The sequence below is a fragment of the Streptococcus sanguinis genome, from assembly GCF_900475275.1.
In the GTDB taxonomy this organism is placed as follows: domain Bacteria; phylum Bacillota; class Bacilli; order Lactobacillales; family Streptococcaceae; genus Streptococcus; species Streptococcus sanguinis_N.
Genome location: NZ_LS483364.1, coordinates 353,587 through 367,104 on the forward strand (window position 1 = coordinate 353,587; position 13,518 = coordinate 367,104).

Consider the following 13,518-nt stretch of genomic DNA (forward strand, 5'->3'; position numbering starts at 1 on the left):
CTCCTAGCCGAACACAGTCCTTAGCATGTCAAAGCTGTTATTTTCAATCAGGATATACATCCCTAATCCTAAATAAACAACGGCAATAAACCATCTGCTATATTTTTCCAAAGTTTCTCCAACAGAAGGGACTTGTGCCAATTTTTGGGCAGAAAAAACCAAGAGATAAATCATGACTAGAAAAGTAAGTAAAGCCACTATCAAATTCGCTAAATTTAAGGTAATAAAATATGGGACAAAAACACCAATATTGTCAGCACCACAACTTGCAAAAGTAATCATAGCGACTAGAAAAATCAGGTTTTTATCATCTTTGCGCAAACCATCTTTTGCAATAGCTTCTCCATCAGAATCTCCTAAAAGCAAAACTTTGAGTCCTAGGAAAATTGGAATCAAACCGAGCAAACCTAAAATCTCTTTACTAGGAATATAATTTAAGACAAATGCAAAAAGTAAACTTAGCAATATTAGACTAACAGAGCCTAGAAATTGTCCTAAATAGATGTTAATGATGTCTTTTCTGCTTTTTCTTTTGGCAAAAAATAACATTAGGATAATAAGTAAGTCTACGGCTGTCCCAGAATACAGGATTATTGAAGTAACAACATTTTGAATCATAAAATACCTCATTCAAATATATTTTTGAATGTATTCTAACATTAAACTTTGTAGATGTCAACTTCAGCTCCATCAAAATACAGATAAGAAGGTAGTGTACCAAACATTAAAAAGCCCTGCCATCGAAATGATAGCAGGGCTTAACTTCAATATCCAGATGATATATTTATCTAAAAAAGGTAGCGAAAAAGGCAGAGTTTGGACTGAAATATAGTGAAATGTATTGAAATTGAAAAAAGAAAAAACGCTTGAAATCAGCGTTTTTCTTATGTATTGATTCGTATTGAATGCTTACTTCACTTCTGTAAAAACTAAATAAGGTAAACTTTTGATATTCTGGTTCGATTTTTCTTTATTTTTAATAAAAGTTTACCTTATTTTGATGAAATTGATTGAAATTAGTTCAAATTTTAGTTTTTAAAAATTCAGGAAAACATTGATTTTAAGCGGATATTGAAACTTATTCAAATAAAAATGTTTCCAACCAGGTCTTAAGAAAGCACGTAAAGCTAGCCAGTTCTCAAAACGTTAATCAATACGATACTATCAACGTTTACAGACATTCAAGAATTTACTCTTGGATGTCTTTTTTTGTCTAAAAATCAAGAGTTCACCCCATATTCACCCCATCAATTTTTTAGGCAACGAAATGCAATATCACCTACGGTCTGATTAACTTTATCTTTAGTGTTAACATAGGTCTTTGTAATTTCCTTGTCACTATGGGTTAGTGCTTCAGAAATTTCCTCAAGCGAAACTTCAGCTAGTTTTGCTAGTGTGGCACCTGTGTGTCTCAATTTATGAGGAGATGCAGGTGCTAATCTATGTCTAACTGATTTCATTCTATAGTTCAGATAGTCTATATGGAGAGGAAGATTAATGTTATTAGTCCGATCATTATATGTAAAAACAAACTGTTTTTGGGTTTGCGTCAGTCCAAAAAGTTTGAGTTCTTCTTATTGTTTAACTTTCCAATTTGCTAGAAGCTCCATTAATTCAGTTGGTGCTTTAAAAAGAGTTTTTTTGTTTCCCTTGTGTAAAATAAAAAGAGTTAAGCTACTTGTTTCACTCTTGAGTAGTAATGAGTAAAAAGTTTTCGTTTAAACATCCTTGTGTTAAATTGTACTTCCCCATGAGAAACTCCAGTAATTTGTGATTGAGTGGCTAATTTATCCAAATCCTTTTGAGCTTGATGATAGAGTTGCCCCTGAAGTTGTTCTGATGAGGAAAAGATATCATAGGTGAAAATATAGTTTTTATAGAGTCGCTTACATTGTAGTGCGAAAAAAGTTTGTCATAAAGTTCTCCTTTGTTGTAAAAGTAAAAAGGCTACTAAGTGAAAAAAGGAAAGAACTTAGTAGCTTGAGAGTAGGTCTATCAATAATGATAGACAGCAGTAAAGAAAAGTTATTTGGTTGAAGGATCCCTTCTTCACGGTGGTAACGTTTAGCAAGGTGCTTTGTGTCAATTACCATCGCTTTCCCAGCCAATCTCTTTGGGTAGTCATGATCATACCCAAGGGATTCTCTTACGCCCTTTGGCGAAGCCAGTTCACTTTACTATTCGGAAAAGTGCGAAAGTCCGAAATGCGTGGAAGCCCACAAGAATGTTTTATATCTTCACTTCAACCATAAAACGGACTTGACTTTTTTTATCAAAACATTTACAATAAAGGTACGAAGTTTTTTGTGTCGTTCTGATGATCAGTGCTCTGGTTATTAGACGCACTTTTTATTTAATTTTCAAAGATTATGATGCTGGATGTTAGGCATTATTATTTTTAACGAATGTATAACTAACAGCTATATTTAAAACATATAACTAATAATTATATTTGTCAAGGGATTTTTGGAAAAATTCTTTAAAAATTTTTAAGAGGAACATGATGGATTTTTCGGAACGTTTAAAAAATCTAAGAAAACAAGCATATTTAACCCAGGTAGATGTTGCTGACAAGTTAGGAATTTCGCAACCAGCTTATGCTTCATGGGAACGTGGAATTAAAAAACCAACACAAGAAAATCTGGTTAAGATTGCACAGGTATTAAATGTATCAATTGATTATTTAGTTGGTAACTCAGAAGAAAAATCAGATGAACTAGATAATATTGAATTGTTATTCCGTATGAACTCAAAAGGAATGACTGAAGAAGAAAGAGAAATCTTCAAGAAAGAATTAATTGAGTTTATGGAGGAGAGGAAAAAATATTAAAAAAGTAGATTAGTTGTAGAGATATAATATCTAGATTATAAAAATATTTAGATGGAAAGAAAAAGTATAAAAGTTGTAAACTGTTTGAGTGATGGAAAAGTATGATAAATAAGTTAGTAATAAAAAATTTTAGATCGATAAAAAATGTCAGATTATCAAATATAAAAAAACAATTAGGGTTAATCGGTGAAAATAGTTCAGGAAAAAGTTCAATATTGTGTGCACTTCTTGTTTGTCTCGGAGAGAGAGACATACAGTCTTCTGATTTCAGGTTTAATAAATATGGGAAGAATGAAGAAAAAATTTTTATTGGTTTGGGTATAGAACTTGATTATTTTTCTCTTCAAAGATTAATTAACTATAATTCTGATGAAAATTTAATTCTAAATTCATGGTTAGAAGAAATAAAATTGGACTGTAAGGGTAAGCGGCAAAGAGATACTACTTCAAAATCATATACAAGGGATTTTAAAAAATCTTTTCTTTCAAAACTTGATTCTAATGCATCCTATAATCTTCAAAATTTGTATTTTGGTTTTACAATTAATTCAGATGGACAAAAACTGCTTCGGTTGTATGAATCAAATTTGAACCAAGAGAAACAGATAACATCTTCCAATGATGTAATTAAAGGAATTTTTGACATCATATTGCCTCCATACGCTTACTTAAGAGATGAGCGAGGCTTTGAAAAAGAGAGTAAGGGAGAAAGTGATAGTACCACAAATGAACTATTTAGCTTATTGTTACCGTTGATAAATAAAAAGAGTGAAAAAGTAAGTGAAGATAAATTGGATAATACCCCTATTTCAAAATTATCAATCCCTCAAATTAATAATTATTTACTAAAAAGAATTCAAGAAGAAGCTAAAGATTTAACTGAAAGTTTGAATACTAACTTTAAAAAATACTATAATGAAGAAATTGAAGTTAAGTGGATATTTTCAAACGAATTATTTAAAAATTTGAACATCAAAACAGATTTTTGTATAGAAGGAGTTCAAAACTCTATTGATTTTCAATCTATTGGTTCAGGTACAAGAAGTTTGTATAAGATGGCTTTACTTCGAACTTTGTTAGAAAGACAGAGTGAAGATGATGAACCAGTCTTGTTTTTATTAGAAGAACCGGAATTATATTTGTATCCGAAATTGGAACAGCAAATGGAAAATTTTATTTATGATTTATCTAGTAAAAATCAGGTAATTGTTACAACACATTCACCAGTATCGATAAAAAGTTTTTCAATAGATTCGTTGTATAAAGTAGAAAGAAAGAAAGAAACATCTAATGCAGTTCCTGTTACCAAGGTTTCAAAGCTTGAAAGTAAGTCACAAGTAACTGAGCTACTAGGCTATGATATTACTTATTTGTTAGGAAAAGATTATATTATTTTTGTTGAAGGTCCAGATGATAAGAGAGCCTATGAATGTCTTATTAATAAAATTTTTGGAGAAGAAAAAAGTAGTAAATTTATAGCGATGACGACTGTATCAAAACTTTCAGCTGCTGTTAGTTTTGATTTCTTAGATCAAATACGCTCTAGAGCAAAAAGCATATATATTATTGATTCAGATGGTATGGAATCAGAAGAGAGAAAGAATAGTGTAGTAAAAGAATTGACTATGCAAGATAAGACAATAAACAAAGAGGAGCTATCCTCAAAAATACTTCTAACTGAGTATTGTATGTTGGAATGCTACACATTTGAGTATAGATATTTGAAACAAGGAATTAATGAGGATGAATATTGGAATTCGGTAAATGAGTTTTTAAAAAATAAGAAAGATGATATTAATATTTTGCTTAAAAAAAGAAAAAAAACCGAATTATTAGATTGCGATATGTTCAATGTGAGAGACAACTTTGAATCTGTAAGAAAATATGGATTTAATAAAAAGTTGGTGAGAGCTTTTAGAAGTGCAATTGGAGGACAAGGGTTTAGAAGCATATCAGATTTGAACGAAGATGAACTATCTACAAGTTGTAAAGAATTGATAGATAAACTAAAAAGATATTTTGACTAGTTGTGGACAATTGTCCACTTTTTTGCACAATATACTAAATCAAAAAGGAAGGTTAAATAAAGTGTTTTAGGTTTTTCTAATATCACACAGAGCTAGATAGTCTGTAGTAATTTCATCTGAAACTGGATTAAAACAATACACCAAGATTCAAAATCTTGGTGTATTATCTTTTTTTAGATAATTGTTCTCTAAAAAGTTTTGTCATTTGTTTTTGTCCGGCAGGAGTACCTAGTGCTTCTTTGCTTAATTCTCCTTTAAATATTTGTTCCATTAAAAATAGGTAAGCCTCGCCCAAAGCTGTTGTAATTAATCCAGCAGTAGTTCCGGAAATTGTTCCACCAACTGCCGTTCCTACTCCGGGAATAAATTTGAGTATATTAGAAACAATTGTTTTTCCAAGGAATGTTGCTCCCCCAGATCCTAAAGTTGAGGATACAAAGGCGGTTAGAAAGGTTTTATTTATATCAAGCCCAAATATTACTGTGATGCCAGTAATCATGCTTATCTGAGTCGGCACAAGCATGAAGGCATCTGCGAATGGAACCGGAGCGAAACCTTCACCAAAACTTGCTGCTACTGCAGTTGCAATGACTGCCCTAGCATGTTTTTTTTTAGATTCCAGAGATACTTTTTGGATATTTTGCAGTGTATCCTGTAGTTCAGTTGGCAAGACCTCAGACATAACATCAATCAGAGTATCTAATCCAAAAGCTTTAGCGACATATTCCTCATCAAAATCCATGTCCTGAGCTAGAATAGGCACAACTTTACAGACATCTAAGTTCTCCTGCTCAACATGAGCTTTCATTTCTAGTGCTTTCTTTTTAGGTACAGATTGAGTAAGGACAACAATGATTGGTACCTTAGACGTTTTATTCTTCTCAGAAAACTCTCTTAGCCATTCCACTTCCGAACTATCGAAAGTACGGTTTGAACCGACATTAATACAATACCAAATGCAGTGAATTACCTCATTGATATCATTAGAAGAGTAACCGTTGTTAATTAGTTTAATGACTTCATCTTTGACACTCTCCTGTTGGGTATATGACAATTCAAAGCCGGGTGTATCGTAGATTGCCAAAGGATATCCGTTTTTTTCAATTTTGCGAATTTCTTGAGTTACTGGTCGACCCAATCCAGTATCAGCAAAATTACCTCTAAACAAACTGTTGATTAGTGTGCTTTTGCCGACACCTGATTTCCCAATTACAATGATGTTTAATCTTTTTAAATTATTAATTTTATCATTAATCGCGTTGAGACATTGCTGCGCAATATTATCTGTATTGATTTGCATTATCTTCTACCTTTGTTATAGTCAGATTTTTTAACTAACGTGTCCTTCCCATCAAAACTAGTTTTTCGATGATTAGTTATTTTTACTTGCTTTTTATATAAATAATTTGTTGTTTGTTTCAAAACTTTAGGTAGAATCACTGTAGAAGCTAAAATTAAAGCTCCGCTTCCTAGGATATATTTTACTTTAGAAGAATTTCTTTTTTTATTACCTTTTGTCTTTGACATAATATTTCTCACTAATATGATATTTTAAATAATTATATCATATAAGAAATTAAAAGAGTCAATTTAATGATTTTGTTTATCTCTTTGTTTTAAAGCTTTTAGAACAACTTCTCTGATAGAAATTGAAGTAATGTTAGCAGAGATGTATTAGGTGTAATGAAGAGTGGGCAAAGATATTGAAGATAGAAAAGCAGTTATGTGGCTTTCAGCTTTGTCCGGCAGATGGGTGCCAGATTGGGCAAAAGCCTGCTCAGTTGGAAACATCGGATAAGTTTCAAATCACGGAGCCGCTGCCTGCTAGTCAAAGACAGGCTTATGAAACCTTTCTAGCTAAGGCTGGTATTGATGTAGCAGCTATTGAGTGGGTAGAGTCGGAGTCGGGTCAGATTTATGTCTATGATGTGAATACCAATACCAACTATAATCCGACAGCAGAAGAAAAAGCAGGAATTTTTGCTCATCAGCACTTGGCAGAATATCTAAAGAACGAGCTGGCAGCATCCTATCCAGAACAAATTTAAAACAAACAAAAGCTTTCCGTTTAGGAGGCTTTTTGTTTTTACTTCGTTTCCAAAATATGACATCTGTCATTTTGTTTTTGTGACAAACGTTAGGTGAAGCGCTTACAAAAATTTGTTATATTTAGATTATTGAGATTGCTTCTTTTTTATAAAGGAGTTAGGTGCTAAATGAGGTGTTCATTTTGAACAAAGAAAGTTGAAAGGAGTGCGTTATGTAGAAGTGATTTGGTTGTGAGGAGTCTGATTTTATTTTTAGAATATTGAGGTGTATCATGAAAAATCATCAGGAAAAAGTGTGTAAAAATTGGTTTATGAGAAAAAGCGGAAAGCGTTGGGTTTTTGGGTGTGCCCTGCTGGCTTTTGGAGCTTTCTTGTTAGATGGCGGTGGAGTGGTTTATGCAGATGAGGGTAAGGCTAATCCAGCTCCTACTCAGGTCTTGCAGGCTGCTTCATCAGCTGTCTCGGAGCCTGAGAGCGGGCAAACAGCTGCTCCTACAAGGAATGCTGATAAGACAGAGAACCTTGTAGCTGGGGAGATTGCTGCAACTGCAGCGACGGAAGCAGGTAATCTGGATGCAGCAGTAGAGTCAGCCAACCAAAAGACTGATAAGGAAAATCAAGTCACAGCAAACGCTAAAGAGACCAAACAGGAAGAAGACGAACAGCCAGCAGCGAAGGAAGTTGCTTCGGAAAAACTCCCTGCCGCAGAGATTGTAGATAAGCAGTCAGGCTTCAATACTAATTTGGCAGAAGCCAAGGGAGACAAAAATGGAGTTTGGGAAGTCCGGGAACAAGGTCTTTATAGTGATGCCAGAGGCAAAGGTGATAGTTTCCTTTACTCTCAAAGTCAGGGCAAGGATTTTGTTTACTCAACGGATGTAACCTTCCTCAGTAAGGAAGGGGCGGCAGCCCTCATTTTCCGCAGTAATAATAATCCGGATGACAAGAGCAGCTATGCAGTTAATATTGATGGTGGCAGCAACAATGTGAAGTTTTGGCGTTGGCAAGGTGGGCGTGACTATCAGTTTATCAATGAAAAACATATTGAGCCAACGGATGATAATAAATATCGGCTCAAGGTTGTTTCTATCGGCTCTTGGGTATCCTACTATGTCAATGATATCCTAGTGGCCAACTCAGGAGATTACACGCTTCAGAGAGATGATAAGGGGCAGAATACATATCTGTCAGAAGGCTATTTTGGCTTACTTAACTGGAACAGTGAGCTGCTTTTTCAAAATACCTTTTATAAAGAAATCACTCCTCAGTCTAATCCCAAGTTGGAGGATATAAGGGTGACTTCTTCGGTTGGGAAAGTGGAACAGAAAGGTCAGTTTACTGCCCCTATTACCATCCAGTATGTCAAGCATGATGCTGAGAGTGTAGACTTGACTGTCGTAGCGAAAAATCCTGCTGCCAAGGTAAGCGTGACCGATGCTGCAGGTAGGGTCTATAGTGATTTGAAGAATATCCCGCTGGCAATGGGGGCAAACTATTTGACTGTGACCAGCACTGTGACCGATGCGGATGGGCAGGAGGTCAGCCTGACTTACCGGCTTAATGTCCATCGTCGGCAGGCAGATGAGGTATACTACAATGAGCTCTATCGCGGTCAGTACCACTATTCGGTCAAGGACGGTTGGGCCAATGATCCCAACGGGCTGGTTTATTACAAGGGAGTCTATCATTTCTTCTATCAGTTTTATGATGATACAAAGTGGGGACCTATGCACTGGGGCCATGCGACCAGCAAGGATTTGATTCATTGGGAAGAACAGCCGATTGCCTTTTATCCGGATGCTAATGGGGCTATGTTCTCAGGCTCTATCGTAGCAGATACCACCAATTCCTCTGGTTTGTTTGACAATGACCAGGGCGGTTTAGTCGCGCTGATTACTGCCGATGGAAACGGTCAGCGCATTAAGTTAGCCTACAGTAAAGATGAGGGCCGGACTTGGACGAAGCTTGATCAAATTGCAGCTGACTGGACGGATGATCCACTGCAATCTCAGGATTTTCGTGACCCCAAGGTCTTCCGTTGGGAGGGTAAATGGTTTATGGTCGTTGCAGGCGGACCGCTGAGAATTTATTCCTCTGATAATCTGCGTAATTGGAAGGTGGAGTCAACTTATGCGGATCTCCACACGGAGTGCCCAGATCTCTATCCTCTACTGGCAGACGATGGTAGTCTTAAGTGGGTCCTGTCTCGTGGCGGGCGCTCCTATAAGGTCGGTGATTTTAGACAGGTGGAGGGCAAGTGGACCTTCGTCCCAGATGCTGAGTTTGCTCAGGCTGATCAGATTATGAACTTTGGTAAAGACTCTTATGCGGCCATGACTTACTACGTTCAGGACTTTGGCAGCAAGGCTAATCCAACCCTACCTGACATTATCGAGTCTAACTGGATGAATACATGGGAAGACTACTGCAATCTGGTAGCCGATACCGTCGGTCAGAAGTTCAACGGCACCTTCAATCTTAACCTCAAACTAGGCCTTATCAAGCAAGACGGCAGCTATCGGCTGACTCAGACGCCAATAGCAGCCTATCAGTCTTTGCGTCAGGAAGACAAGGCTGTGTTGTATAAAGACGTGGAAGTTAGCGAGAAGAATGGGCTGTTGAAAGATTTTTCCGGTGATCAGTATGAAATTGTCTCTACTTTCCGGCCGAGTGAAACGACCAAGAAAATCGGTTTTAACCTGCGAGTTGGAGATGGAGAAGTGACTAGAGTTACCTATGATTTAGAAAAGGAAACTCTCTCTATTGACCGCAGCCGGTCCGGCATTCTTCTCAGTAATAAATTTGCTCAGGTGGATAGTCAGTCTGTCAAGCGCAATGCGGATGGCAGCATAGATCTGCATCTCTACGTAGATCGCTCCAGCCTAGAAGTCTTTGCCAAAGGATATACTGTAGCGGGTGCCAATCAGATTTTCCCTGCGCCAAATAGCCTTGCGGCTAGTGTTTTTGTAGAAGGTGGTGCTGCTAAGGCTGACATTGCTCTTTATCCGCTGAAGGGCATCTGGGAAGACAAGCAGGCAGTGACCAAACCACTGGAACTAGTGCAGGCTTCTCCTGTGACAAATAATATTTATGTCGGCGATACTTTGGATTTGAAAGCATATGTCATGCCAGCAAGTGTCTCTCAAGCGGTAAGCTGGAGTGTGGATCAGCCAGACCTGGTCTCTGTCACGGAAGATGGCAATAAGCTGCGAGTGACTGCTCTGCAAAGGGGTGTGGTCAAGGTAACGGCAACCTCTAAGGAAAATCCAAGTCTTTCCAAGGTCTTCACCATCAATATCAGTCGTAATGACTTTAAGACCAATGTTCCAGACTTAAAAGCTGTTTCCGGTAAGTGGTATGTCGACGGTGAAAGTCTCTATAATCAGAATACCAGCGCCAATGATTATTATATGGGAGGTCAGAAGATTCCTTTCTCTGAGTATAACTTGGATGTGGATCTCAAGTATCAAAAAGGCTTGATTAACATCTTCTATGCGTCTGAAAATGTTGATCCTCGCAATGCTTATTCTATTCAATTTGGCGATAATGATAAGATTCGACTTTACCGCTTTATGGGAGAGACGATTGCAGAAAGTAGCATGAATGGCAAGCATCTTAATGACGGCCAGTTCCACCATGTTAAGCTAGTGAAAACTAAAAATGGTGTCAGTGTATCTGTGGACGGTGTAGAATACCTGAACCACCAATTTGATACGGTTGAGCCCTATTATAATGATGCCTACGTCGGTCTGGGGCTTTGGGATGGGGACTTGGAAGCGCGCAATTTCTTTGTGACCAATCTTCATGCCCCAGCAGTTAATAAGGCTTCTCTGCAGAAAGTGGTAGACAGTACGGCTAGTCTAGATCCAAGCTTCTACACAGATGAGACAGTTCAGGCTTACCAGTCAGCCTTGACTCTAGCCCAGTCTCTCTTGGCAGATGAAAAAGCGGAGCAGGCAGATTTAGATAGAGCAGAGCAAGATCTGAAGACAGCTCTTGCTGCTCTGGCTGTGAAACCAAGTCATCAGGTCACTCCAGAAGAAGGGATAAAGGACCTAGTGGAAGAAAAGCCTTTCTTAGAAATCGTAATGGAAGAAATTGCATATCAGACTCGAGAACAGGAAAATCCAGAACTGGAAAGAGGTGAGCGGCGGATACTTGTAGCCGGCCAAAAAGGTCAAAAGCGAGTCTTTGTAGAAGTCTTGAACGGTCAGAGAAGCGTTCTCGGTCAGGAAGTGCTCTCTCTAGCAGTTGACGAACTAGTAGAAGTTGGCAGCAAGGTGGTGGCTGAAAGTGCTAAACAGCCTTTGACAAGGACCCAGCCTCAAGCTCTGAAGCAAGGTGAGGAAGGGAAAGTTATTCCGTCGCCAAGATTGCAGCCAAATTCAGATTCAGCTCTGCCTAAGACTGGCACTCAAGAAGATAAGTTTCTGCCTCTGGCTGGTTTAGCTTTTCTGGGAATGGGGCTTCTAGCTGGAAGAAAGAAGCAAGAAGACTAAGGTGCTAAGCAATGGTTATTTGCACATAAAAAGGATGGGGTTTTCCCATCCTTTTTTGATATAATTATGGCTTGCGAATTGATTAGTTTTTGGCTGAGCATGCTCCGGTATCTGTCAAGAATTCCGATACATCCATCTGCTTGCTTTTTAATTCTCTATCTGAACTTGCATCCGGATGAACATATCGCGGTGCTGTTCCTGGATTTGTGGTTGTTCATGAATGACCTCGCAGATATAATCGCCCACAGGAGTATATCCAGCTTGGGTCAGAGCTTGGTGAAAATGCGGCAGAGCTTTAAGTTCATTTGCAAAGGAAGAGCAGTAAGCAACAGCATAATTTCCTGCCGGCAGCAACATTCGATTTAAGTGAGGGAGTTCATTGGGAGTATGATGGAAGAGACATAGTTGTTTGGAAATCCATCTTTCTTTTTGGAAATCTTCTTGTTTCATAATGGAGCCAACACGGCTGAAATGAGTGAAAAAAGGACTGTAACGCAGGATTTCTTGCTTGAAGTAGCGGAGAGCAAGTTCGTATTCCTCACTTTTCATTTGATAAATATTTTGATCGATTTCAAAAGTAAGCAGCTGCCGTTCAGGAAAAGTTAGGATTTCCAGTTCTTGCTCGCTCTGTTTTTCGCCATAGATACGGGCACCAGACCGAAAGATTTCGATTTCTTGGATTTGTTTTTCTAAATTCTCTTTTTCCTCTAGAAGGCGCTGATAGCGTTCCTCGATAAGCTGGTGCAGTTGAAAATGGTCTTTGTCAGATAGGATTTCTTTGATGCCTTCTAGAGAAAAATTCAGTTGACGCAGGTACTGAATGGAGTCAACCAGAGAAGATTGATTGATGTGGTAGTAGCGATAGTTGGTTTCTGGATCGACTTTATAGGGTTTTAAAAGACCGATTTGGTCATAGAATCTTAGAGTTTGGATGGAAATCTGATTTATTTGGGAAAACTCTCCGATACGCAAAATTTTTTTCATTTTTTAAAACCCTCTATTGACTCTCTAGTTACTAGAGATATTATACTACAATTGTGAAAATAATAACAATTAGTGGAGGGTTTGCCATGAGAAATACAAAAATTCGTGCTGTTCAGTATGGCTGCGGCAAGATGTCTAAAGTGATTTTCAAGTACCTACTGGATCACGGTGTAGAAATTGTCGGAGCTATTGATAACAATCCTGCTGTAGTAGGACAGGATGTTGGTGATTTTGCAGAGCTAGGCTATAAGACTGGCGTCCTGATTTCTGATAATGCTGAACGTGTCTTTGGAGAGTGTGACGCAGACATTGCCATTGTCACCATTGCTTCCTATATGCCAGAAATGTATAATTTTTTTGAAACAGCCATCAAGCATGGAGTTAATATCATCACGACCTGTGAGGAAGCTATCTACCCTTGGACGACGTCGCCATCCGAAACAAACCGCTTGGACAAGCTGGCCAAAGAATATGGTGTCACAGTAATGGGCTCAGGCATGCAGGATATTTACTGGATTAATATGCCTTGCTTGGCTATGTCTGGCCTTAATCGCATTCAAAAGGTGAAAGGGATTGCCAGCTATAATGTGGAAGATTATGGTCTGGCTTTGGCAGAAGCGCATGGTGCTGGTTACGATTCAGAGCGATTTGAAAAGGAAATTGCCAGTGCTGAGAGTCTGCCGTCCTATATGTGGAATGCTGCTGAAGCTATTTGCTCTAAGATGAACTGGACCATTCAGGATATTTCACAAAAGAGCGTTCCTTACATTTTGGATGAAGATGTTTATTCTGAAACGCTGGGACGTACAGTTCCGGCGGGGCAAGTAACAGGTATGTCAGCTGTGACAACCATTCATACCCATCAGGGAATTGAGTTGGAAGTAGAGTGTATTGGCAAGGTCTATCGTGAAAATGACGGCGATATGTGTGATTGGGAAATTACTGGCGAACCAAATCTAGTCTTCTCAGTCAGCAAGCCTGATACTGTAGCCTTGACCTGTGCCACTATCGTCAATCGAATCCCTTCTGTGTTAGATGCACCGGCAGGTTATGTAACCTCAGAGTTGGCGCGTGAGTTGGCCTATCCGACCTATCCGCTTCATACCTATGTGGAAAAATAACAAAGCTTA

Annotated in this window: 9 protein-coding genes and 2 pseudogenes; 6 read left to right on the forward strand and 5 right to left on the reverse strand. The window is 38.1% G+C overall.

The genetic code is table 11. The features are described 5' to 3' along the window. Positions 1-3 precede the first annotated feature (3 nt). Positions 4-618: a CadD family cadmium resistance transporter gene (locus DQM55_RS01880; protein WP_084972499.1), complete on the reverse strand. Its 615-nt coding sequence runs from the start codon at positions 616-618 to the stop codon at positions 4-6. A gap of 28 nt (positions 619-646) precedes the next feature. On the opposite strand from DQM55_RS01880, the gene DQM55_RS11795 reads away from it, so the two are divergent. Beyond that, entirely contained in the window at positions 647-832 is a 186-nt protein-coding gene (locus tag DQM55_RS11795) for a FanG protein (protein WP_111675308.1), read from the forward strand. 415 nt (positions 833-1,247) lie between these two features. On the opposite strand, the pseudogene DQM55_RS11725 reads toward DQM55_RS11795, so the two are convergent. Further along, positions 1,248-1,652 (reverse strand): annotated as a pseudogene (locus DQM55_RS11725) (tyrosine-type recombinase/integrase); the annotation flags it as partial. 851 nt (positions 1,653-2,503) lie between these two features. Here DQM55_RS11725 and DQM55_RS01900 point away from each other — a divergent pair. Together DQM55_RS01900 and DQM55_RS01905 are read left to right on the forward strand one after the other, a co-directional pair. Continuing rightward, positions 2,504-2,830 carry a helix-turn-helix domain-containing protein gene (locus DQM55_RS01900; RefSeq protein ID WP_111675311.1) on the forward strand — a complete coding sequence of 109 codons (327 nt, stop codon included), beginning with the start codon at positions 2,504-2,506 and terminating at the stop codon, positions 2,828-2,830. 101 nt (positions 2,831-2,931) lie between these two features. Beyond that, positions 2,932-4,857 carry an AAA family ATPase gene (locus tag DQM55_RS01905; protein ID WP_111675312.1) on the forward strand — a complete coding sequence of 642 codons (1,926 nt, stop codon included), beginning with the start codon at positions 2,932-2,934 and terminating at the stop codon, positions 4,855-4,857. Positions 4,858-5,020: 163 nt separating this feature from the next. Here the strand turns inward: DQM55_RS01905 and DQM55_RS01910 are convergent, their stop codons facing one another. Together DQM55_RS01910 and DQM55_RS01915 are read right to left on the reverse strand one after the other, a co-directional pair. Continuing rightward, positions 5,021-6,157, reverse strand: a complete 1,137-nt coding sequence (locus tag DQM55_RS01910) for a YcjF family protein (protein ID WP_111675313.1) — start codon at positions 6,155-6,157, stop codon at positions 5,021-5,023. Further along, the gene (locus DQM55_RS01915) at positions 6,157-6,384 is read right to left on the reverse strand and encodes a hypothetical protein (protein ID WP_111675314.1); all 228 of its coding nucleotides are present in this window, start codon (positions 6,382-6,384) and stop codon (positions 6,157-6,159) included. Before DQM55_RS01915 ends, DQM55_RS01910 begins: the two co-directional genes overlap by 1 nt. 200 nt (positions 6,385-6,584) lie before the next feature. Here DQM55_RS01915 and DQM55_RS11800 point away from each other — a divergent pair. Together DQM55_RS11800 and DQM55_RS01925 are read left to right on the forward strand one after the other, a co-directional pair. Beyond that, positions 6,585-6,905: pseudogene (locus tag DQM55_RS11800) on the forward strand (ATP-grasp domain-containing protein); the annotation flags it as partial. Between the two features lie 272 nt (positions 6,906-7,177). Further along, the gene (locus DQM55_RS01925; protein WP_111675315.1) at positions 7,178-11,404 is read left to right on the forward strand and encodes a GH32 C-terminal domain-containing protein; all 4,227 of its coding nucleotides are present in this window, start codon (positions 7,178-7,180) and stop codon (positions 11,402-11,404) included. A 147-nt stretch (positions 11,405-11,551) separates the two neighbouring features. On the opposite strand, the gene DQM55_RS01930 is transcribed toward DQM55_RS01925, so the two are convergent. Next, complete coding sequence (locus DQM55_RS01930) at positions 11,552-12,388, reverse strand: MerR family transcriptional regulator (protein ID WP_111675316.1); 837 nt, start codon at positions 12,386-12,388, stop codon at positions 11,552-11,554. 86 nt (positions 12,389-12,474) lie between these two features. Here DQM55_RS01930 and DQM55_RS01935 point away from each other — a divergent pair, with 86 nt between their 5' ends. Next, a complete protein-coding gene (locus tag DQM55_RS01935; protein WP_111675317.1) occupies positions 12,475-13,509 on the forward strand; it encodes an NAD(P)H-dependent amine dehydrogenase family protein in 1,035 nt (344 codons plus the stop codon). Positions 13,510-13,518: the final 9 nt, after the last annotated feature.

What these genes read in the sequence shown, in the direction of transcription:
- DQM55_RS01930 (WP_111675316.1), bottom strand. Translation starts at nt 12,388, where the DNA reads ATGAAAAAAATTTTGCGTATCGGAGAGTTTTCCCAAATAAATCAGATT.
- DQM55_RS01925 (WP_111675315.1), top strand. Translation starts at nt 7,178, where the DNA reads ATGAAAAATCATCAGGAAAAAGTGTGTAAAAATTGGTTTATGAGAAAA.
- DQM55_RS11795 (WP_111675308.1), top strand. Translation starts at nt 647, where the DNA reads ATGTATTCTAACATTAAACTTTGTAGATGTCAACTTCAGCTCCATCAA.
- DQM55_RS01915 (WP_111675314.1), bottom strand. Translation starts at nt 6,384, where the DNA reads ATGTCAAAGACAAAAGGTAATAAAAAAAGAAATTCTTCTAAAGTAAAA.
- DQM55_RS01935 (WP_111675317.1), top strand. Translation starts at nt 12,475, where the DNA reads ATGAGAAATACAAAAATTCGTGCTGTTCAGTATGGCTGCGGCAAGATG.
- DQM55_RS01880 (WP_084972499.1), bottom strand. Translation starts at nt 618, where the DNA reads ATGATTCAAAATGTTGTTACTTCAATAATCCTGTATTCTGGGACAGCC.
- DQM55_RS01910 (WP_111675313.1), bottom strand. Translation starts at nt 6,157, where the DNA reads ATGCAAATCAATACAGATAATATTGCGCAGCAATGTCTCAACGCGATT.
- DQM55_RS01905 (WP_111675312.1), top strand. Translation starts at nt 2,932, where the DNA reads ATGATAAATAAGTTAGTAATAAAAAATTTTAGATCGATAAAAAATGTC.
- DQM55_RS01900 (WP_111675311.1), top strand. Translation starts at nt 2,504, where the DNA reads ATGGATTTTTCGGAACGTTTAAAAAATCTAAGAAAACAAGCATATTTA.